The organism is Mycobacterium paraffinicum (assembly GCF_001907675.1).
GTDB lineage: Bacteria > Actinomycetota > Actinomycetes > Mycobacteriales > Mycobacteriaceae > Mycobacterium > Mycobacterium paraffinicum_A.
Map to the genome: position 1 here is coordinate 114,493 of NZ_MPNT01000010.1, position 22,425 is coordinate 136,917.

Sequence of the window (22,425 nt, forward strand, 5' to 3'; positions counted from 1 at the left end):
GGCTCGCCTGGGCAGGGCGGGATATGGAGAGCTTGTGACGCATACAATTTCGGACCCGACCTCGGATTCGGCCGGGGATCCCTCGGAACGCGAGTTCGGCCAGGCCGGCATCGCGCTGTCGACCTACCGATTCCCCACGGGATGGTTCATGGTTGCCTTCGGCTCCGACATCGCCGCCGGTCAGGTCAAGCGTGCCCATTACTTCGGTGAGGAACTCGTGATCTTCCGCACCGAGTCCGGCCAGGTGCACGTGATGGACGCCTACTGCCAGCACCTCGGCGCCAATCTGGGCGTCGGGGGCACCGTGGAAGGCGACAACATCGTCTGCCCCTGGCACGGCTGGCGCTGGCGCGGGGACGGCACCAATGCGCTGATTCCCTACAGCAAGATCGGTTGCAAGAACAACGTCCGCATCCGCACCTACCCGACAATGGAGTGGTACGGCTTCATCCTCGCCTGGCACGAGCGCCACGGTCGGGCGCCATACTGGCAGCCCCCCGTGTTGCCCGAATTGGAAACCAACGAGTTCTACCCGCTGCACCCGCACACCCAGATGGTCAACCGGGTGAAGGTGCACCCGCAGATGATCATCGAGAACGCGGCCGACCCCTACCACGTGCAATACGTGCACAAGGCCGCCAATCCCGCCACCACCGCGTCGTTCGAGGTCTCCGGCTACCACCTGCACGCGACCGTCAACGCCCATTTCGGCGGCGGCCGCGCGTCGACCTGGCTGACCCCCAACGGGCCGGTCGACGCCAAGATCATCTACGACAACTACTCACTGGGGCTGGGAGTCGTCCGCTTCCCGAGCGAGCTGGTGGCCACCGTCCAGGTCACCGGGCAGACGCCGGTCGACGAGGACTACACCGATTACTTCTACACGCAGGCGTCGGTCCGCGAGCCGGGCGACGCGGGCGACGTGCCGACCGGTCGCGCGGCCAAATTCCTGGCGCTGCAACAAGAAGTCATCAAACAGGACTTCTTCACGTGGGAGAACATGAAGTACCTGGAGAAGCCGAACCTGGCTCCCGAAGAGGCGCACGACTATGCGGCCCTTCGCCGCTGGGCGCACCGCTTCTACCCGGGCACGCAGCCGTCGCCGTCCGACTTCGGCTACACCGCGGCCGGTGAGCCCGATCCGGCGGCCGCGAAAGCCTAATCGGAAGCCCTGGAGGCCTCATGTGCCCCGACCCGAGCGGACCGCTTGGGCCCTCCCATTTCGGTGTCGAGAGTTTCACCGTTTCGGCGGTCCTCGACCGGCGCGCCGAGCAGTATCCCGACCAGGTGATGATGTCGATCGCCGGCGTCGACGTGACCTTCGAGCAGATGCGGCAGCGGTCCTGCGCCGCGGCGAACCTGCTCGCGGACTCAGGCGTTGGCGCCGGTGACTGCGTGGCCCTGTTCACCGGAACATGCCCGGAATGGGTGTACTTCTGGCTGGGCGCGGCGCGCCTCGGTGCGGTGAGCGCGGCCGTCAACGCCGCGAACAAGGGAGACTTCCTGCTGCACACCCTGCGGCTGTCGCAGGCCAAGGTGATCCTCACCGACGGCGAGCGGCGGGCCCGGGTCGAGCAGGTTGCCGGCGCGCTGGACGTCGCGCCCAGCCTTGTGCTGCAAGACGATTCACTCGATGCGGCGTTGAGCAGCGGCGGGCGTTCCCCGGATACGCGCACCGCGTCGGGGGAGGTGGGCGCTCTGTTTTTCACGTCCGGCACCACCGGTCCATCGAAAGCGGTTGCCACGACGTGGCATTACCTGTTCACGGTGGCCGCGACGGTCGCGTCGGCCTGGGAATTGCGTGCCGGGGAGGTGCTGTGGACGGCGATGCCGCTGTTTCACCTGAGCGCGGCTCCCGCCGTGTTGGCCCCGATGCTGCTCGGCGCCACGACCGTGCTGGCCCAGGCGTTCCACCCCAGCGAGGTCTGGGACGACATCCGCGCGTGCAATGCCGTCGGCTTCGCCGGCGCGGGCGCGATGGTGTCGATGCTGCATAACCTGCCCGCGGATCCCCGGGACGCCCAGTTGCCACTGCGGTTCATCTCCGCGGCTCCGATCGACGCCAAGGCGTATCGCGACATCGAAAAGCGTTACGGCTGCCGGATCGTCACGATGTACGGGATGACCGAGGCGTTCCCGATCGCCGTCAAGACCCTGGGTGACGATGGGGTGCCCGGGACGTCGGGCCGGCCGAATCCGAACTTCGACGTGCGCATCCTCGACGAAGCCGGCGATCCGTTGCCCGTCGGCGCGGTCGGGGAGATCGCCTGCCGTCCCCGGTACCCGGGCGTGATGAGCGAAGGCTATGTCGGCGAGGGCTCACGGGTGATTCCCCACCAGGAATGGTTTCGCACCGGCGACCTCGGCCGGCTCGACGCCGAAGGCAACTTGAGCTACGTCGACCGCCGCAAGGATTCGCTGCGCCGGCGGGGAGAAAACGTCTCCTCGGTCGAAGTGGAGGCCGTCGTCATGAGCCATCCGGCGGTGGCCGAAGCCGCCGCAGTCGGGGTGCCCAGTGCGTTGGGCGAAGACGACATCCTGCTGGTGCTGACGTTGCGGCCCGGGGCCACAGTGGATTATCCCCAGCTGCTCGATTTCTGTGCGGCCCGGATGCCGTACTTCTGTGTGCCGCGATTTGTGGAGACCGTCAGCGAACTTCCGAAGAACGTCATCGGGCGGATACGCAAGGACCTGTTACGCGAGCGGGGGGTGACCGAGGAGGCGTGGGATCGTGAAGCTCAGGGCTATATCGTTAGCCGGTAAGTTACGTCAATGTTACGCAATCGCCGGTAAGTTACTTTAATGTTACGTGCGTCCGCTCGTTGGCAGTCGTTTCCCGGGAGAATCTGGAGACCGCAATGACCATGTCCTATCAGGAACAGCAAATGCTGCAGGCCGCCACGGGCCGCGCCGCCATCCTCAACCTGAACGCCCGGCACAACCGGGCCTACTCCGACGGCGACCGTGAGCGCTGGATCGCCACGTTCCGCCACTCTGGGGCGACCTACCACCGCGACGGTGAGACGTTCGACGACCTGCGGGCGGCGTTCGACGGCGGCGATGGGCAACGGCTTGTCACCCTCGATCACGAGATCCGCGTGGACGGGGTCAACGCGACACAGCATTGCGTCGCCGTGCTTTTCGCCGCCATGTACGGCGACACCACGTTGCGGGCCACTGGGATCTTCCGGGACACGCTGATCTATGAGCGTGGCGGCTGGTACTTCACTTCCCGCACCCTGCAATGGGATTCGGTGCCCAGTAGGCACCCGCTCGTTATGTGAGTGGCGTGGATCCCGACCTCAGTTACCAGCTGGCCTTCGGCACCTACGAAGACGCGGTGCGGATGGTCGGCGCGACCAGCGAGCCGCGCACCGCGGCCACGGCGGTCAGCGGCGCACGCATCCAGTTGTTCGCGGCGATGGTCCACGACCGCAATCGTTCTTACTGGGACGTCGAGTTCGCGAATCGGGAATGGGGAGGCCTCCTCGCGCCCCCGGCCCTGCTGATGGGCTGGTTGATACCTCCGCCGTGGCAGCCACAGGGCACGCCGCCGGCTGCATCCCTGGTGCTGCGGGTCCCGTTGCCGGGGGCCACCTTCATCAACGCGGCCAACGACGTCGAGTTTATGGAGCCCATTGTCGAAGGCGACATCCTCACCGTCGTCGAGGAACTGGTGTCGGTGTCGCCGGAGAAGCGGACAAGGCTGGGTGTCGGCCACTTCGTGGAGACGTTGGAGACCTATCGCCGCCAGGACCAGACGGTGGTCGCAAGGTGCCGCAACACGTTGTTCCGCTTCACTCCGGGAGCATCCCCGTGACCGGCGACTTCTTGGACTTCGACGAGATCACCGTTCCGGTCGACCTGCCCGAGGTGGTCGATCACATCAGCTACCAGCGAGTGGTCGAGAACGCCGGCGCGACGTGGGATTACTTCCCGGGCCATTTCGACCCCGAATATGCGCGGCGCCAAGGTAATCCGACGATCTACGTCAACACGATGCACCTCGCGGGCTTCGCTGACCGCGTCGCGACCGATTGGGCGGGCCCGAGCAGTCGTGTGGTGCGGCGCTCCTTGCGGTTGACGGGTTCGGTCTATGCCGGCGACACCATGATCGGTCGGGGGCGCGCGGTGACCAAGCGTCGCGACGACTCGGTGGATCCGCCCCGTTGCCTCGTCGACATCGAGATTCAGGTGACCAACCAGCACGGCGCGCTGTGCTGCCCGGTGGAGCTGACGCTGCAGCTGCCGGCAAATGGCTGATGACGAGGTCGTCGAGGTGGCCGCGCTGCATCTCGCGGTCTGCCGACGATTCGGCCGGGCCGTGCAATCGGCGCACGGTCGGTGGGATCGTCGCTCGCCATGCGAAGAGTGGGATGCGCGAGGAGTGCTCGAGCACGTGATCGGTTTCCATGACGTGCTTGTGTTGCGCCCCTTGGATTTGAAGCCGGACCGACCGCGCGACGATCCGCAGGCGCGATGGCAACTGACCTACGAAGCGCTGACGGTGGCCGTCGAATCCGGCAGAGCGGCTCAACGGGATGAGTACAGGTCGATGCCGAACCTGACGCGCGATGTCTTGGTGCACACCTGGGATCTCGCTCGCGCGGTGGGGGCGGACGACCGGCTGGACCAGGCATGGTGCCGGCGGTTGTACGACGGCCTGCCCGCGGACCCGCGGGCGCTGAGTTTGTCCGGAATGTTCAGCGTTCCGGTTGCGGTGTCCGACGAAAGCGACGCGCAGACAAAGCTTCTCGCCCGTCTCGGGCGTGACCCGTCGTGGCGATCGGAGACTTCATAGCGGCGGCAGCTGCCCTTTGCACACCAACGTCTGCAGCTCGACGTATTCGTCAAGGCCCTCGGGGCCGAACTCGCGTCCGATGCCCGATTGCTTGAAGCCGCCGAACGGGGCCCCGATGTCGAGCGTGTACATGTTGATGCCATAGGTGCCGGTGCGCACACCCGCCGCAATCTCCAAGCCGTGCGCGATGTCGGAGGTCCACACCGATCCGGCCAAACCGTAGTCGGTCTCGTTGGCGATGCGGATCGCGTCGTCCTCATCGCGGTAGCGCAGCACGGTCAACACCGGACCGAAGATCTCCTCCCGGGCGATGCGCATGTCGTTGGTGGCGTCGGCGAACAGCGTCGGCCGCACATACCAGCCGCGGTCCGACGGGCTGTCCTGGCCACCGAGGACGACGCGGGCCCCCTCGGCCTGGCCGGACTTGATGTAGTCCTGGACGCGTCGCTGTTGCCGTTGCGCGACAAGGGGCCCGATGTCGGTGGCGTCATCGGAAGGATCGCCGATGTGGAGCGCCGACATCATGTCGGCCAGGGCGTCGACGACCTCGTCGTGCCGCCGGTCGCTGACCAGAATGCGGGTCTGGGCGACGCAGGCCTGACCGTTGTTCATCAGGCCGGCGGTTTTCAATCCGGCGACGGTCTTGCCGATGTCGGCGTCGTCGAGAATGATCGCCGCGGACTTGCCGCCCAACTCCAGGCTCACCCGCTTGAGCTGTTCGCCGCACAGGGCGGCGATGCGGCGGCCGACGGCGCTCGAGCCGGTGAACGCGATCTTGTCCACTCCCCGATGACGCACCAGCGCCTCGCCGATCTCGGGGCCACCGGGCAACACCGACACCACCCCGTCGGGCAGATCCAGCTGCTCGATCATCTCCGCCAACCACAAAGCGTCCAAGGGTGTTTCGGGCGCGGGTTTGACGACGACGGTGCAGCCCGCGATCAACGCCGGGATCAGCTTGGGCATGATCAGGAACTGCGGCACGTTCCACGGGACGATCGCGCCGACCACCCCGACCGGGGCCCTGCGCAGGTGCACTTCGCCGAGCACGCCCTGGCGCCGTTCCTGCCAGGGAAAGTCGCGCGCGGCGGCCAGCGCCAGATGGATCAGCGTCGCCGCGGCCGCCGCCTGGCCCATCCGGCTGAAGCTGCGCGGTGAGCCCATCTCGTCGGTGATCAGGTCGGCCATCTCCTCGATGTGGCCGGCGTAGATCGTGGCGAGCTGCTCGACCTTGGCCATACGCTCGGCGTGGGTCATCCGCGGCCACGGGCCGTGGTCGAAGGCGTGTCGCGCGGCGGCGACGGCCGCTTCGACGTCCTGGGGCCCGGCCACCTGGACGTGCCCGACCGGTTCTTCCGAATGCGGGGAGATGACGGCGAGCTGTTGGGGATTGGCGGGCTTGCGCCACTGCCCCCCGATGAAGAGTTCGTTGTAGGACCGGTGGTCGGCAATCGCTGTCATCGGACACTTCCTCGGAGGGTTGGGTGCACATGGCGCAGTGACCGTGATTTCGCTATTGACGCTAACATAGCGAAAAAAGCAGCGAGGGCCGATATGACCAGTGATTGGCGCAGTTACCCGTTCCAGTTGGTGCCCGGCGACAGCCAGCTGGATTTCCCCGCCGCCGAGGGGGAACACCCGGATCAGGAATCGGACACCTGGTTCATCGCCGGGCAGCTCGACGCCGAGACCGGCCGGTCGTTTGCCTTCCTGACGATCTTCAACAAGAACCGGCCCGGCGGGACCGTGGTCGCGGACTTCTACACGCTGGCACTGTTCGACCTCGACACCGGCGACTACGGCACCTACACCGACTACGACATGCCGCCGGCCAACATGCAGCCGGGAGCGCAGCGCAAGCTGAGCCTGGTGCCGGGCTACCTTGACATCCACTACTCCAGCGGGGCCGGTACCGCGTCGTGGACCACGTGTTCCGACGCCGACGGGGCGCTGCTGCCCTACACCTACCGCGTCAGCCTGGTCGGCCAGGACCAGTCGGGTCGCCCCATGCGCCTGGACCTGGCCGTAACACCCACGCGCGCACCGACACCGGTGGGTGCGTCGACATACAACGGGAAGATCTGCTGCTTCGGCCAGGCCGAGACCTACTCGTACTTCCAGACCGGCATGGCGATGACGGGCACGCTGCGCTGGGGTGACGTCGTCGAACAGGTTTCCGGCAGCAGCGGGCACATCGATCGGCAGTGGTTTCCGAAGTACGCAGGCGGCGGCGGGACCGGGGGAGACCCGAGGGCCCGGTCCCACGAATGGCGCACCATCAACTTCGACAACGGCGTGGACCTGAGCATCTGGCGGCAGTTCGACCGCACCAATGGCAATGCGCTGCAGCCGTTTACCGGAGTGACGATGAGTCATCCCGACCCGGCCATTGCACCGGAGTGCGCCGAAGACGTCGAGGTCACGGTCAGCAGCTACGTGCGATGGCCGGAGGCGGTGCAACCGTTGGTCCGGCCGCATGCGGCCGCGCGGTACCTGCCGGATCGTCATCGGATCACTTGCCACACCCTGCAACTCGACATCGTCGGCGAGCCACTGGTGCCCGTGCCCGCGCACGGCCTGCCCATCGAGTACATGGAGGGCCCGTACCGCTACAGCGGGACCCTATGGGGCAATCCCGTGACCGGCTTCGCGTTCAACGAGCGCTCGCTGGCCCTGTACCGGGACTGGGAGCTGGTGGAGGTGCTGACCGCCACCGTGGCGAACATGGAACCCGCCGACCGAGACTTGCAGATGGCCGCGGGTCTGCTGGTTCAGCTGTTGGCCCGCGGGCGTCGGGAGGAGGCGGTCGGACTGCTGACCACGGTCCGCGCCGCCCAAAGCGATGCGCTCGCAACACTATTGGACGACCTCGTGGCGGCGTTGTCCGTGGCCGATTGAGAGACGCCGCCTCGGAAACGACGCACACGTTCTGGGCGGCGTGTCGTGTGCGTGGTTCATGTGTCGCGAACCTCGGCGAGCGCCCGTGCCCAGGCGATGTGGCGGTGCTGCAATCCGGGTTCGTTGCGGCCGAACAGCAAGTGATCGCGGGCGCCCGACTCGAGATTGGTCTGCAGGCCCTCGACAAGCCGGTAATCCTCGTCGCGCACCGTGGCATGGGCGTATTCGAAGACGGCCTGCGCGCCGGCGGCCACCGATTCGTCGGAAATGTCCAGCGGCGTCGAATTCTGGTGCACGGTAATGGATCTGCCCGGGCGGTCGGCGGGGTAGATCCGAAACAGCTCGCCGTTGGCGATGGTCACCGACAGCACGATGTTGGGAAACAGCGCGTAGATGACGACCATGTTCTGGAACGGATCCCATTGATCTTCGGGGACTTCGTCCAGCCCGAGGATCGTGTTGAGCGGAAAGATCAACCGGTGGTGCGGCCCGAACGCGTCGAAGACCGTGCAATTACTACGCGCGATCGTGGCGAAGGTCTGCTGGTGGACGGTGGCGAAATGATAGTTCTCCGAGAAGGTGTCGACCGCGAGCTTCCAATTGATCGGGCAGTCGAGCACCTTCTCGCCCAGCGGTGACCAGCGCCCGATGCCCCACGAATCGAGCTCGGCGGCCAGGGGACCGAGGTGTGCGGCGACGTCCAGCGGGGCGCCGGGATGCAATGCGATCCAGAGGAATCCGGCGTACTCGGCGGCGGGGAGTTCGGTCAGGCCGTCGGCCTTGACGACCGCGGCGCCCGGCTTCGCCGCGCTTGCGATCGCCGCGTCGGTTTGATGGCGGCGACCCGCGGCGCCCGGCTTCGCCGCGCTTGCGATCGCCGCGTCGGTTTGATGGCGGCGACCCGCGGCGCCCGGCTTCGCCGCGCTTGCGATCGCCGCGCTCGGAAACCCCTCGCGTCCAGGCAGGCCGACCAAGCGCCCGGTGTTGTCATAGGTCCACGCGTGGTACGGGCAGGTGAATCGCTTCGCGCTGCCGCATCCCGTCACCACTTGTGACTGGCGGTGCAGGCAGACATTGTTGAACGCCTTGACCGATCCGTCGGCCGTCCGGGTCAACAAGACGGATCGGCCCATGACCGTCTTGGTGCAGTACGCGCCGGGGGCGGGCAGCTCCGAGGCATAGCCGACCAACTGGGGGCTGGCCAGCACCATGGCGCGGTCCTGTTCGTGGCGCTCCGCCGACGTGTAGGCGCGCGCCTCGACCCGGTGCTCCTGCGGGGCGAGATCGGTGGTCTTGTCGCGCGCCAACTTCAAGGCGCGGCGGGTGAGGTCGATCAGCTGGTCGCGTTCCATCTGATCAGTACAGACCTTGCCACAGTTGTAAGGTCAAGGAGTGGCTGAGCAGTTGCTGATCGGCGACGTCACGGCCCTGACCGGGATCGCTTCCGGTCGCATCCGCCACTACGAGAAAATCGGCCTACTGCGCGCCGAGCATCTGTCCAACGGTTATCGCGTCTTCGACGTGGATCAGGTGCTCGACCTGTTGCGCATCGATCTGATGAGAAGTCTCGGCGTCAGCATCAACGACATCCAGCGGCTGATCGCGGGTGGGCGAACCACGTTGGCGGGTGTGCTCGACGAGCACCGGACGTTGTTGATGCGTCAGCGCGACCGGTTGGACCAGCTGATCGCAGCCATCGACCGCTCCCGCGCCGCCACCGATCGCCCCGCCGAAGACGTCAACGAGGACATCCTGCGCAGGCTGGCGACCACCCACCGCGACAGCATCGGGGTCATCGGTCGGCTCAGCGCGCCGCTGTCCGAGCCCGTCGCCGCCATGTACGCCGACCTGTTCGAGGAGTGGGAGCTGCCGGTTCCGGTGCTCTTCGGGCAAATGGTCCTGCCGGCGGCGGCCAGCACGCTGCTGGCGGAACTGGCCGAGACTCCGGGGCGCCAGGAGCTGTTCGACCGGTTGCGCAACCTCGCCGGCGACGTGATCAAGTTGGCCGACGACGGCGCGGCGACGGAGCTTGCCCGGGGCTGGATCGACGAGCAGGTCGCCGACCCGCTGCCCGACGATGTGGTCGGCGTGCTGCGCGGAGTGCGGCCGTCGTTGGAGCGCGATCCGGTCATCGTCCAGGGATTCCGCGCCTGGGCGGGGTCGATCAACCCGGCCGCCGCCCACTTCCTTGACGAGGTCGCCCGGCAGACCGCTGGCCGCGGCCTGGAGGCGGTGAGCGTCATCGTGCTGCCCACGGCGCCATCGCCCCAAACCGAGGATGCGACACCGTGACGCAGATGTGACCAGTGTGGTCAATGTGTCGCATGGGGTTACTGTCGTACTCTGTCGCTTGTGTCCTCGGTTTCGCGACGCGACCTGCTCAGACTGGCGGCCGCAACCCCGGCTTTGGTGAGCCTGGGCGTCGCGGGCGCGTCCTGGGCAACCGCTCCGGCGTCGGCGTCGCTCGGCACCCTGCTGGACTATGCGGCCGGCGTCATCCCCGCCAGCCAGATCAGGGCCGCCGGGGCCGTGGGCTCGATCAGGTACGTGTCGGACCGGCGGCCCGGCGGCAACTGGATGTTGGGCAAGCCGATCCAGGTCGCCGAGGCGCGCGACCTCGACAGCAACGGGCTGAAAATCGTTTCCTGTTATCAGTACGGCAAGGGCAACACGGCCGACTGGCTCGGCGGAGCCAACGCCGGACTCCAGCACGGGCAGCGCGGAATGCAACTGCACGCCGCAGCAGGCGGGCCCGCCAGCGCGCCGATCTACGCCTCCATCGACGACGATCCCTCCTACGACCAGTACAAACAGCTGATCGCGCCTTATCTGCGGTCTTGGGAGTCGGTGATCGGTCATCAGCGCACAGGTGTGTACGCCAACTCGAAGACCATCGACTGGGCGCTGCACGACGGTTTGGGCTCCTACTTCTGGCAGCACAACTGGGGCTCACCCAAGGGATTCGCCCACCCGGCCGCCCATTTGCACCAGGTCGAGATCGACAAACGCAGCGTCGGCGGGGTCGGGGTGGACATCAACGAAATTCTCAAGCCGCAATTCGGCCAGTGGGCCTAGCCACCGGGTTTCCTCACCCCGCACCGTCGGGGCCGCGACTCTTAGAGATCCCAGCAAACACTCGTTCGCTCATTCTTCGCGGCGGCGGGCGCGAATGCCGCCCGAGCGGCGCGGCGGAGGCGGGCTCAGCGCGGTTCCGCGGCTCGAAATTTTTACATAACGATTACATAACAAAACTGCTTTGATCAGCGCAGTTATAGCTACTCGACCGTAACCACCTGCATGCAGCAGGTTTGTTCGCCGCGCCCTCGCCGCCGATTCCGGCCGGTGTTACCCACGACAGGGTTACCCGTGCGTAGAACTCACCAGTAACCAATCACCACGCAAAACGGCGGTCGATCCTTATGACACTCTTAGTACAGCCGATGCAGTCCGCCGCGCCCCGATCCACGGGCCCACCCACCCGACAAGACACCGGTCAGACGGATTTTCGGCCGCGATTCGATGCGGAATCGACGAACTCTGCGAGTTCCTGTCCCCTTCGGACCGGCTGAAGGCACTGATACGTAACACGTACATGAGGCATTGAGGGAGATAGACGTGACGATCCACGAGCATGACCGTGTGTCCGCCGATCGCGACGGAAAAGGCCCCCACGCACCCGGGGACACCCACGCTCTGGTCGACCGTCTGACGGCCGGCGAGCCGTACGCAGTCGCATTCGGCGGCCAGGGCAGCGCCTGGCTGGAAACCCTGGAAGAACTGGTGTCGTCGGCCGGGATCGAATCCGAGCTGGCAACGCTGGTCGGCGAGGTGGAGCTGCTGCTCGAACCGGTGGCCAAGGAGCTGGTGGTGGTGCGCCCGATCGGGTTCGAGCCGCTCACCTGGGTGCGGGCCCTGGCGGCGGAGGACACCGTCCCGTCGGACAAGCACCTGACGTCGGCCGCGGTGTCGATACCCGGCGTGCTGCTCACCCAGATCGCCGCCGTGCGCGCGCTGGCGCGCCAAGGCATGGACCTGAACGACACCCCGCCGGTGGCCGTGGCGGGGCACTCGCAAGGGGTCCTTGCGGTCGAGGCGCTCAAGGCCGCCGGCACCCGCGACGCCGAACTGCTGGCGATGGCCCAGCTGATCGGCGCGGCCGGGACGCTGGTCGCCCGTCGGCGCGGGATCTCCGTGCTCGGCGACCGCCCGCCGATGGTGTCGGTGACCAACGCCGACCCGGAGCGCATCGGCCGCCTGCTCGACGAGTTCGCCCAGGACGTCCGCACCGTGTTGCCGCCGGTGCTGTCCATCCGCAACGGCCGGCGTTCGGTCGTCATCACCGGCACACCCGAACAGCTGTCCCGGTTCGAGCTGTACTGCCAGCAGATCTCCGAGAAGGAAGAGGCCGACCGCAAGAACAAGCTTCGCGGTGGCGACGTCTTCGCACCGGTCTTCGACCCGGTGCAGGTGGAGGTCGGCTTCCACACGCCCCGATTGGCCGACGGCATCGACATCGTTGGCGGCTGGGCCGAGAAGGTGGGGCTCGACGTCGCGCTGGCGCGCGAGCTGACCGAGTCCATCCTGGTGCGTCGCGTCGACTGGGTGGAAGAGATCGGCCGGGTGCATGACGCCGGCGCGCGCTGGATCCTCGACTTGGGACCCGGTGACATCCTGACCCGGCTGACCGCGCCGGTGATCCGCGGCCTGGGTGTCGGCATCGTGCCCGCCGCCACCCGCGGGGGGCAGCGCAACCTCTTCACCGTTGGCGCCGTGCCCGAGGTGGCGCGGGCATGGTCGACCTATGCCCCCACCGCCGTTCGCCTTCCCGACGGCCGGGTCAAGCTCTCGACGAAGTTCACCCGGTTGACCGGACGCTCGCCGATCCTGCTCGCGGGCATGACCCCGACCACCGTCGACGCCAAGATCGTCGCCGCCGCGGCCAACGCGGGGCACTGGGCGGAGCTGGCCGGCGGTGGGCAGGTCACCGAGGAGATCTTCGCCGCCCGCATCGAGGAACTCGCCACGCTGCTCGAGCCGGGCCGCACCTACCAGTTCAACGCACTCTTCCTCGACCCCTACCTGTGGAAGCTCCAGGTCGGCGGCAAGCGATTGGTGCAGAAGGCGCGCCAGTCCGGGGCGGCGATCGACGGCCTGGTGATCAGCGCCGGCATCCCGGACCTCGAGGATGCCGTGGAGCTGATCGGGGAGCTGAACGACGTCGGCATCAGCCACGTGGTGTTCAAGCCCGGCACGGTCGAGCAGATCCGCTCGGTCATCCGCATCGCGACCGAGGTGCCCACCAAGCCGGTGATCGTGCACATCGAGGGTGGGCGTGCCGGTGGCCACCACTCCTGGGAAGACCTCGACGACCTGCTGCTGGCAACGTATTCGGAGCTGAGGTCGCGGCCCAACATCACGGTCTGCGTCGGCGGTGGCATCGGCACGCCCGAGCGGGCGGCCGAGTACCTGTCCGGGCGCTGGGCGCAGGCGTACGGCTTCCCGCTGATGCCCATCGACGGCATCCTGGTCGGCACCGCGGCGATGGCGACCAAGGAGGCCACCACGTCACCGTCGGTCAAGCGGATGCTGGTCGAGACGCAGGGCACCGACCAATGGGTGGGAGCCGGAAAAGCCCAGGGCGGCATGGCTTCCAGCCGCAGCCAGCTGGGTGCCGACATCCACGAGATCGACAACAGCGCCTCGCGGTGCGGGCGGCTCCTCGACGAGGTCGCCGGTGACGCGGAGGCCGTCGCGGCCCGCCGCGACGAGATCATCGCGGCGATGGCCAACACGGCCAAGCCGTATTTCGGTGACGTCGCCGACATGACCTATCTGCAGTGGCTGCGGCGCTACGTCGAGCTGACCATCGGGGAGGGCGACTCCACCGCCGACACCGCCGCACCGGGCAGCCCCTGGCTCGCCGACACCTGGCGCGACCGGTTCCAGCAGATGCTGCAGCGCGCCGAAGCGCGTTTGCACGCCAACGATTCCGGCCCCATCAAGACGTTGTTCGACGATGCGGCGTTACTGGAACGGCCTGCCGACGCGATCGCCGCGCTGCTCGCTCACTATCCCGACGCCGACACCGTGCAGCTGCACCCGGCCGACGTGCCCTTCTTCGTCACGCTGTGCAAGACGCTGGGCAAGCCGGTCAACTTCGTGCCGGTCATCGACAAGGACGTGCGGCGCTGGTGGCGCAGCGACTCGCTGTGGCAGGCGCACGACGCCCGCTACGACGCCGACCAGGTGTGCATCATCCCGGGCACCGCGGCCGTGGCCGGCATCACCCGGATGGACGAACCAGTCGGGGAGTTGCTGGACCGCTTCGAGCAGGCCGCCATTGACGAGGTGCTGTCCTCCAACGGGCAGCCCCGCGCCGTCGCGTCGCGTCGACTGGGTCGCCCGGACGTGACCGGACCGCTCGCCGTCGTGTTGGACGCCCCCGACGTGCAGTGGGCCGGCCGCACCGCGACCAACCCGGTCCACCGGATCGCCGAGCCTGGCGATTGGCTCGTGCATGACGGACCCGAAAGTCGTCGCGCCACACACTCATTCACCGGTGCGCGGCTTGAAGTCGACGGCGATCGAGTGGTGCTGAGCGTGCCGATCTCGGGAACCTGGATCGACATCCCGTTCAGCCTGCCGGCCAACACGGTCGATGGCGGCACACCCGTGGTGTCCACCGAGGACGCCGCCACCGCCATGCGCGCCGTCCTGGCAATCGCCGCCGGCGTCGAGGGGCCGGAGTTCCTGCCCGCCGTTGTCGACGGGACGGCCACCGTGACGGTGGACTGGGACCCCGAGCGGGTCGCCGACCACACCGGGGTCACCGCCACGTTCGGCGAGCCGCTGGCGCCCGGCCTCACCACCGTGCCCGACGCGTTGGTCGGCCTGTGCTGGCCCGCGGTCTTCGCGGCGATCGGCTCGGCGGTCACCGACGCCGGCGTTCCGGTCGTCGAGGGTCTGCTGAGCCTCGTGCACCTGGACCACGCCGCTCATGTGGTCGGCGCGCTGCCCAAGGTTGAGGCCGAATTGGCAATCAGCGCAACGGCTTCCCCGGCCGTTGACACGGACATGGGCCGCGTGGTCCGAGTCGCGGTGACGATCGCCGGCGCCGACGGCGCAACCATCGCCCGTCTCGACGAGCGCTTCGCGATCCTTGGTCGCACGGGCGCCGCCGAGCTCACCGACCCGGTGCGGGCCGGCGGAGCGGTGTCGCAGAACGCGACGGACACCCCGCGTCGTCGCCGCCGCGACGTCCGGCTGACCGCCCCGGTCGACATGCGACCGTTCGCCGTGGTGTCCGGTGACCACAACCCGATCCACACCGACCGCGCGGCGGCCCTGCTGGCCGGCCTGGAAACGCCGATTGTGCACGGCATGTGGTTGTCGGCCGCGGCGCAGCACGCGGTGACCGCCACCGACGGGCAGGCGCGCCCACCGGCCCGGCTGATCGGCTGGACGGCGCGATTCCTGGGCATGGTGCGCCCCGGCGACGAGGTCGATTTCCGCGTCGAACGTGTCGGAATCGACCAGGGCGCAGAGGTTTTGGAGGTTGCGGCCCGCATCGGGTCCGACCTGGTGATGTCGGCGACGGCGCGCCTGGCCGCCCCGCACACGGTGTACGCCTTCCCCGGCCAGGGGATTCAGCACAAGGGCATGGGCATGGACGTCCGCGCCCGGTCGAAGGCCGCCCGCAAGGTGTGGGACAAGGCGGACAAGTTCACCCGCGACACGCTGGGCTTCTCGGTGCTGCACGTGGTGCGCGACAACCCGACCAGCATCATCGCCAGCGGCGTGCACTACAACCACCCCGAGGGCGTGCTGTACCTGACGCAGTTCACGCAGGTCGCGATGGCGACCGTGGCGGCGGCTCAGGTCGCCGAGATGCGTGAGCAGGGTGCCTTCGTCGAAGGTGCGATAGCTTGCGGCCACTCCGTCGGCGAGTACACCGCGTTGGCCTGTGTCACGGGCATCTACGAGCTGGAAGCGTTGTTGGAGACGGTGTTTCACCGTGGTTCGAAGATGCACGATATCGTGCCCCGCGACGAGCTGGGCCGCTCGAACTACCGGCTGGCCGCCATCCGGCCGTCGCAGATCGACCTGCCCGACGAAGAGGTCCCCGGCTTCGTGGCCGGAATCGCCGAGCGCACCGGCGAATTCCTGGAGATCGTGAACTTCAACCTGCGCGGTTCGCAGTACGCGATCGCCGGCACGGTCCGCGGCCTGGAGGAGCTGGAAGCCGAGGTGGAGCGGCGCCGCGAGCTCACCGGTGGGAAGCGCTCGTTCATCCTGGTGCCGGGCATCGACGTGCCGTTCCACTCGCGGGTGCTGCGCGTCGGGGTGGCGGAGTTCCGCCGTTCGCTGGAGCGCGTGATGCCGCGCGACAAAGATCCCGACGTCATCATCGGGCGCTACATCCCCAACCTGGTGCCGCGTCCGTTCACCCTGGACCGCGACTTCATCCAGGAGATCAGGGATCTGGTGCCCGCCGAGCCGCTCGACGCGATCCTCGCCGACTACGACACCTGGCTGACCGAGCGCCGCAATGAGATGGCACGCATCGTCTTGATCGAGCTGCTGGCCTGGCAGTTCGCCAGCCCGGTGCGTTGGATCGAAACCCAGGACCTGCTGTTCACCGAGGAGGCGGCCGGCGGTCTGGGTGTGGAGCGCTTCGTCGAGATCGGCGTGAAGTCGGCGCCGACCGTCGCCGGGCTGGCGACGAACACTCTGAAGCTGCCCGAATATGCCCACAGCACAGTCGAAGTGCTCAATGCCGAGCGCGACGCCGCCGTCCTGTTCGCCACCGACACGGATCCCGAGCCGGAACCGGACGAGGTTGCGGTTGATTCCGACGCTGCCGCGTCGGACCTCGGGGCCAACCCCAATGTCGCCCCTGCCGTCGCTGCGGCTCCCGCCGCAGCTCCGTCCGGCGCTCCGCGGCCCGATGACATCGGGTTCGACGCCGCCGACGCCACCCTGGCGTTGATCGCACTGTCGGCAAAGATGCGCATCGACCAGATCGAGGAGCTCGACTCCATCGAGTCGATCACCGACGGTGCCTCGTCGCGGCGCAACCAGTTGCTGGTCGACCTCGGGTCGGAGTTGAACCTGGGCGCCATCGACGGCGCCGCCGAGGCCGACCTGGCCGGCCTGCGGTCGCAGGTGACCAAGCTGGCCCGCACCTACAAGCCCTTCGGCCCAGTGCTTTCCGACGCGATCAACGACCAGCTGCGCACCGTGCTGGGGCCCTCGGGCAAGCGACCCGCCGCCATCGCCGAGCGGGTCAAGAAGACGTGGGAGCTCGGCGACGGCTGGGCCAAGCACGTCACGGTGGAAGTGGCGCTGGGCACCCGCGAGGGCACCAGCGTTCGCGGGGGCGCCATGGGCCACCTGCACGAGGGCGCGCTGGCCGACGCCGCGTCGGTCGACAAGGTCGTTGACGCCGCGGTCGCCGCCGTGGCCGCCCGCCGCGGGATCGCGGTGGCGTTGCCCTCTTCGGGTGGCGGCGGCGGCGCGACCGTCGACGCGGCCGCGTTGAGCGAATTCACCGACCAGATCACCGGCCGCGACGGTGTGCTCGCCTCGGCGGCCCGCCTGATCCTGGGCCAGCTCGGCCACGACGACCCGGTGAGCGCGCCGCCCACGGCCACCGACGCCGAGCTGATCGACCTGGTCACCGCCGAACTGGGCGCGGACTGGCCGCGTTTGGTGGCGCCGGCTTTCGACGCCAAGAAAGCCGTCGTGTTCGACGACCGCTGGGCCAGCGCCCGGGAGGACTTGGTCAAGCTCTGGCTGGCCGACGAGGGTGAGATCGATGCCCAGTGGCAGAGCCTGTCCGAAAGGTTCGAGGGCGCAGGCCATGTCGTCGCGACCCAGGCAACCTGGTGGCAGGGCAAAGCACTGGCCGCCGGCCGCCAGATCCACGCCTCGCTGTACGGCCGCATCGCGGCCGGCGCCGAGAACCCCGACCCCGGCCCGTACAGCAGCGAAGTCGCCGTGGTGACGGGCGCTTCCAAGGGCTCGATCGCCGCATCGGTCGTCGCGCGACTGCTCGACGGCGGAGCCACGGTCATCGCCACGACGTCGAAGCTCGACGACGAGCGGCTTGCGTTCTACCGCGGGCTATATCGCGACCACGCCCGGTACGGCGCGGCGCTGTGGGTGGTCGCCGCCAACATGGCGTCCTACTCCGACATCGACGCACTGGTGGAATGGATCGGCACCGAGCAAACCGAAAGCCTTGGGCCACAATCCATTCACATCAAGGACGCGCAGACCCCGACGTTGCTCTTCCCGTTCGCGGCGCCGCGCGTCGCCGGGGACCTGTCGGAGGCCGGTTCGCGCTCCGAGATGGAGATGAAGGTTCTGCTCTGGGCGGTGCAGCGGTTGATCGGTGGGCTGTCCAAGATCGGTGCTGAGCGCGACATCGCGTCGCGGCTGCACGTGGTGTTGCCCGGCTCGCCCAACCGCGGCATGTTCGGCGGGGACGGCGCCTACGGCGAGGCCAAGTCGGCGCTGGACGCGTTGGTGAGTCGCTGGCACGCCGAATCCTCATGGGCCGCAAGGGTCAGCCTCGCGCACGCGCTGATCGGCTGGACCCGCGGCACCGGGCTGATGGGCCACAACGACGCCATCGTCGAGGCCGTCGAGGAGGCCGGTGTCACCACGTATTCCACCGAGCAGATGGCGGCCATGCTGCTGGATCTCTGCGACGTCGAATCCAAGGTGGCGGCGGCCGGCGCGCCGATCAAGGCCGACCTGACCGGTGGCCTCGCCGAGGCCAACCTCGACATGGCCGAACTGGCCGCCAAGGCACGCGAGCAGGCCACGCCGAGCGATCAGCTGGCGGAAGACGCTGCGGCCGAGGGCACCATCGCCGCGTTGCCGTCCCCGCCGCGGGGCGTCAAGCCGGCACCGCCGCCCGGATGGGCCGACCTGGACGTCGACCCGGCCGACCTGGTGGTGATCGTCGGCGGCGCCGAGATCGGCCCGTACGGCTCGTCGCGCACCCGGTTCGAAATGGAGGTCGACAACGAACTGTCGGCGGCCGGCGTTCTCGAGCTGGCCTGGACGACCGGGCTGATTCGCTGGGAGGACGACCCCCAACCCGGTTGGTATGACACCGAATCCGGTGACCTGGTCGACGAGACCGAGCTGGTCGAGCGCTACCACGACATCGTCGTCGAGCGGGTCGGCATCCGCGAGTTCGTCGACGACGGCGCGATCGACCCGGATCACGCGTCGCCGCTGTTGGTGTCGGTGTTCCTGGAGAAGGACTTCTCCTTCGTGGTGTCCTCGGAGGCCGACGCGCGCGCCTTCGTCGAATTCGACCCCGAGCACACGGTCATCCGGCCGGTGCCCGACTCCAGCGACTGGCAGGTGATCCGCAAGGCGGGCACCGAGATCCGGGTGCCGCGCAAGACCAAGCTGTCGCGGGTGGTCGGCGCGCAGGTCCCGACCGGGTTCGATCCGACCGTATTCGGCATCAGCCAGGACATGGCCAGCTCGACGGACCGGGTGGCGCTGTGGAACATCGTCGCGACGGTCGACGCGTTCCTGTCGTCGGGATTCACCCCGACCGAGTTGATGCGGTGGGTGCACCCGGGCCTGGTGGCGAGCACGCAGGGCACCGGCATGGGCGGCATGACGTCGATGCAGACGATGTATCACGGCAACCTGCTCGGCCGGAACAAGCCGAACGACATCCTGCAGGAAGTTCTGCCGAATGTCGTTGCCGCGCACGTTATTCAGAGCTATGTCGGCAGCTACGGCGCGATGATCCACCCGGTCGGCGCGTGCGCGACCGCGGCGGTGTCGGTCGAGGAGGGTGTCGACAAGATCCGTCTCGGCAAGGCCGAACTGGTGGTCGCCGGCGGCTTCGACGACCTGACGCTGGAAGCGATCATCGGCTTCGGTGACATGGCCGCCACGGCCGACACGTCCATGATGCGGGGCCGGGGCATCGAGGACTCGAAGTTCTCCCGGCCCAACGACCGTCGCCGGCTCGGCTTCGTCGAGGCGCAGGGCGGCGGCACCATCCTGCTCGCCCGGGGCGACCTGGCGCTCAAGATGGGCCTGCCGGTGTTGGCGGTGGTGGCCTACGCGCAGTCGTTCGCCGACGGCGTGCACAGCTCGATCCCGGCCCCGGGCCTGGGCGCGCTGGGCGCCGGCCGCGGCGGCAAGGACTCCCAGTTGGCACGGGCGCTCGGCAAGCTCGGCGTCGGCGCCGACGACATCGCGGTGATCTCCAAGCACGACACCTCGACGCTGGCCAACGATCCCAACGAGACGGAGCTGCACGAGCGGTTGGCCGACTCGCTGGGCCGCTCGGAGGGCGCCCCGCTGTTCGTGGTGTCGCAGAAGAGCCTCACCGGCCACGCCAAGGGCGGCGCGGCGGTGTTCCAGATGATGGGCCTGTGCCAGATGCTGCGCGACGGGGTGATCCCGCCCAACCGCAGCCTGGACTGCGTCGACGACGAACTGGCCGGCTCGGCGCACTTCGTCTGGGTGCGGGAGACGCTGCGGCTGGGTGAGAAGTTCCCGCTCAAGGCCGGGCTGTTGACCAGCCTCGGGTTCGGCCACGTGTCGGGGCTGGTGGCGTTGGTGCACCCGCAGGCGTTCATCGCTTCGCTCGATGCCGATCAGCGCGCGGACTACCAGCGGCGTGCGGAGGCGCGGCTGCTGGCGGGTCAGCGCCGGTTGGCCTCGGCCATCGCCGGCGGCGCGCCGATGTACGAGCGGCCGGCGGACCGTCGTTTCAGCCATGACGCACCGGAGAAGCGCCAAGAGGCGGCGATGCTGCTCGACCCGGCCTCCCGGTTGGGTGAGGGCGAGGCCTACGAGGTCTCGGCCGGATGACGTCTTCGACCGTCCGTTAGCCTGGCGTCCCATGGGAATTGTCGGTGTGGGGATCGACGTCGTCTCCATCCCTGATTTCGCCGAGCAGGTCGATCAGCCGGGAACCGTCTTCTCCGAGACGTTCACGCCGGGTGAGCGCCGCGACGCCTCGGACAAGAGTTCGTCGGCGGCGCGCCACCTGGCGGCCCGCTGGGCGGCGAAGGAGGCGGTCATCAAGGCGTGGTCGGGGTCCCGGTTCGCGCAGCGGCCCGTGCTGCCCGAGGACATCCACCGCGACATCGAGGTGGTTACCGACATGTGGGGGCGGCCCCGGGTGCGGCTGAGCGGCGACATCGCCAAACACCTGGCGGATGTGACGATTCACGTGTCGCTGACACACGAGGGCGACACCGCGGCCGCCGTGGCGATCCTGGAGACGACCTAGTGCCTAGCGCCTATCGCGAGCAGACGCAAAGTCGCATCTTGGCCGGGGCATTCATGCGACTTTGCGTCTGCTCGGCCCGAAAAAAGTGGGGACTAGCCTCGAGGTCATGACTGATCTTGTGGAGCGCGTCCGCGAGCTGTTGCCGTCGGTGCGCCGCGACCTCGAGGACCTGGTGCGCATCGAATCGGTGTGGGCCGACCCGGGCCGCCGCGACGAGGTGCACCGCAGCGCGCGGGTGGTGGCGGATCTGTTGTCGCAGGCCGGTTTTGGCGACGTGCGGATCGTCAGCGAAGGCGGCGCGCCGGCGGTCATCGCGCGCCATCCCGCGCCGCCGGGCGCGCCCACCGTGCTGCTGTACGCCCACCACGACGTGCAGCCCGAGGGCGACGCCGCCCAGTGGGCGTCGCCGCCCTTCGAGCCCACCGAACGCGGCGGCCGGCTTTACGGCCGCGGCAGCGCGGACGACAAGGCCGGCGTCGCAACGCATTTGGCCGCCTTCAGGGCACACGGCGGTCAACCGCCCGTCGGTGTGACCGTCTTCGTCGAGGGTGAAGAGGAATCCGGCTCGCCGTCGTTGGGCCGGTTGCTGGCCGCCCACCGCGACGCGCTGGCCGCCGACGTCATCGTCATCGCCGACTCGGACAACTGGAGCACCGACGTGCCGGCGCTGACGGTTTCGCTGCGTGGCCTGGTCGACTGCGTCGTCGAGGTCGCCACGCTCGATCACGGCCTGCACTCCGGCATCTGGGGTGGAGTGGTGCCCGACGCGCTGAGCGTCTTGGTGCGGCTGCTGGCGAGCCTGCACGACGACGACGGCAACGTGGCGGTCGCCGGCCTGCACGAAAGTACCGCCGCCGCTGTCGATTACCCGCACGATCGGGTGCGGGCCGACTCCGGGCTGCTGGACGGGGTGTCCGAGATCGGGTCCGGCTCGGCGCCGCAGCGCCTGTGGGCCAAACCCGCGATCACCGTGATCGGCATCGACACCACGCCGATCGAGAAGGCGTCGAACACGCTGATCCCGCGGGCGCGGGCGAAGATCAGCATGCGGGTCGCGCCCGGCGGCGACGCCAAGGCGCACCTGGACGCGTTGACGTCGCATCTGTGCGAGCACGCACCGTGGGGCGCGCGGGTCACTGTCACCCGCGGCGACGTCGGCGAGCCCTATGCCATCGACGCCAGCGGTCCGGTGTATGACGCCGCGCGGGCGGCCTTCCGGCAGGCGTGGGGCACCGAACCCGTCGACATGGGCATGGGCGGCTCCATCCCCTTCATCGCCGAGTTCGCCGACGCGTTCCCGCAGGCCAAGATCCTGGTCACCGGCGTCGAGGACCCCAACACCCAGGCGCACAGCGTCAACGAGAGCCTGCATCTCGGTGTGCTGGAACGCGCCGCGATCGCCGAGGCGCTGCTGCTGGCCAACCTGGCCTAACGGCGGCCC

At 68.4% G+C, this 22,425-nt stretch carries 12 protein-coding genes and 3 pseudogenes; 12 read left to right on the top strand and 3 right to left on the bottom strand.

Translation table 11 applies throughout. The features are described 5' to 3' along the window. The first annotated feature begins 34 nt into the window (after positions 1 to 34). From BRW65_RS13260 to BRW65_RS13285, 6 genes are all read left to right on the top strand, one after another. Entirely contained in the window at positions 35 to 1,162 is a 1,128-nt protein-coding gene (locus BRW65_RS13260) for an aromatic ring-hydroxylating oxygenase subunit alpha (RefSeq protein ID WP_139273066.1), read from the top strand. A 20-nt stretch (positions 1,163 to 1,182) separates the two neighbouring features. Then, positions 1,183 to 2,763 (top strand): AMP-binding protein, encoded by a 1,581-nt coding sequence (locus BRW65_RS13265; protein ID WP_073875294.1) that lies wholly within the window; start codon positions 1,183 to 1,185, stop codon positions 2,761 to 2,763. 95 nt (positions 2,764 to 2,858) lie between these two features. Then, positions 2,859 to 3,284, top strand: a complete 426-nt coding sequence (locus tag BRW65_RS13270) for a nuclear transport factor 2 family protein (RefSeq protein ID WP_073875296.1) — start codon at positions 2,859 to 2,861, stop codon at positions 3,282 to 3,284. Between the two features lie 62 nt (positions 3,285 to 3,346). Further along, positions 3,347 to 3,820: a MaoC family dehydratase gene (locus tag BRW65_RS13275; protein ID WP_208611805.1), complete on the top strand. Its 474-nt coding sequence runs from the start codon at positions 3,347 to 3,349 to the stop codon at positions 3,818 to 3,820. Continuing rightward, positions 3,817 to 4,263 carry a MaoC family dehydratase gene (locus tag BRW65_RS13280; RefSeq protein ID WP_073875300.1) on the top strand — a complete coding sequence of 149 codons (447 nt, stop codon included), beginning with the start codon at positions 3,817 to 3,819 and terminating at the stop codon, positions 4,261 to 4,263. Before BRW65_RS13275 ends, BRW65_RS13280 begins: the two co-directional genes overlap by 4 nt. After that, entirely contained in the window at positions 4,256 to 4,801 is a 546-nt protein-coding gene (locus BRW65_RS13285; protein WP_073875302.1) for a maleylpyruvate isomerase family mycothiol-dependent enzyme, read from the top strand. The genes BRW65_RS13280 and BRW65_RS13285 overlap by 8 nt, the downstream gene beginning before the upstream one ends. On the opposite strand, the gene BRW65_RS13290 is transcribed toward BRW65_RS13285, so the two are convergent. Then, positions 4,796 to 6,262, bottom strand: coding sequence for an aldehyde dehydrogenase (locus BRW65_RS13290; RefSeq protein ID WP_073875304.1), 1,467 nt, complete (start codon positions 6,260 to 6,262; stop codon positions 4,796 to 4,798). The genes BRW65_RS13285 and BRW65_RS13290 overlap by 6 nt on opposite strands. 93 nt (positions 6,263 to 6,355) lie before the next feature. Between BRW65_RS13290 and BRW65_RS13295 the strand changes: the two genes are divergently transcribed. Beyond that, on the top strand, positions 6,356 to 7,699 hold the full coding sequence (locus BRW65_RS13295; RefSeq protein ID WP_073875306.1) for a lipocalin-like domain-containing protein: 1,344 nt from the start codon (positions 6,356 to 6,358) through the stop codon (positions 7,697 to 7,699). Between the two features lie 56 nt (positions 7,700 to 7,755). On the opposite strand, the pseudogene BRW65_RS32775 reads toward BRW65_RS13295, so the two are convergent. Together BRW65_RS32775 and BRW65_RS32780 are read right to left on the bottom strand one after the other, a co-directional pair. Then, positions 7,756 to 8,472 (bottom strand): annotated as a pseudogene (locus BRW65_RS32775) (SRPBCC family protein); the annotation flags it as partial. 147 nt (positions 8,473 to 8,619) lie between these two features. Beyond that, positions 8,620 to 9,051, bottom strand: a pseudogene (locus BRW65_RS32780) (aromatic ring-hydroxylating oxygenase subunit alpha); the annotation flags it as partial. Positions 9,052 to 9,091: 40 nt separating this feature from the next. On the opposite strand from BRW65_RS32780, the gene BRW65_RS13305 reads away from it, so the two are divergent. From BRW65_RS13305 to BRW65_RS13330, 5 genes and pseudogenes are all read left to right on the top strand, one after another. Continuing rightward, positions 9,092 to 9,991, top strand: a complete 900-nt coding sequence (locus BRW65_RS13305) for a MerR family transcriptional regulator (RefSeq protein WP_073875310.1) — start codon at positions 9,092 to 9,094, stop codon at positions 9,989 to 9,991. A 60-nt stretch (positions 9,992 to 10,051) separates the two neighbouring features. Then, on the top strand, positions 10,052 to 10,774 hold the full coding sequence (locus BRW65_RS13310) for a DUF1906 domain-containing protein (protein ID WP_073875312.1): 723 nt from the start codon (positions 10,052 to 10,054) through the stop codon (positions 10,772 to 10,774). Positions 10,775 to 11,314: 540 nt separating this feature from the next. Beyond that, entirely contained in the window at positions 11,315 to 20,560 is a 9,246-nt protein-coding gene (locus BRW65_RS13320; RefSeq protein WP_073875314.1) for a type I polyketide synthase, read from the top strand. 31 nt (positions 20,561 to 20,591) lie between these two features. After that, positions 20,592 to 20,984, top strand: coding sequence for a holo-ACP synthase AcpS (acpS, locus tag BRW65_RS13325; protein WP_065444533.1), 393 nt, complete (start codon positions 20,592 to 20,594; stop codon positions 20,982 to 20,984). Positions 20,985 to 20,996: 12 nt separating this feature from the next. Next, positions 20,997 to 22,416: pseudogene (locus tag BRW65_RS13330) on the top strand (dipeptidase). Positions 22,417 to 22,425 lie beyond the last annotated feature (9 nt).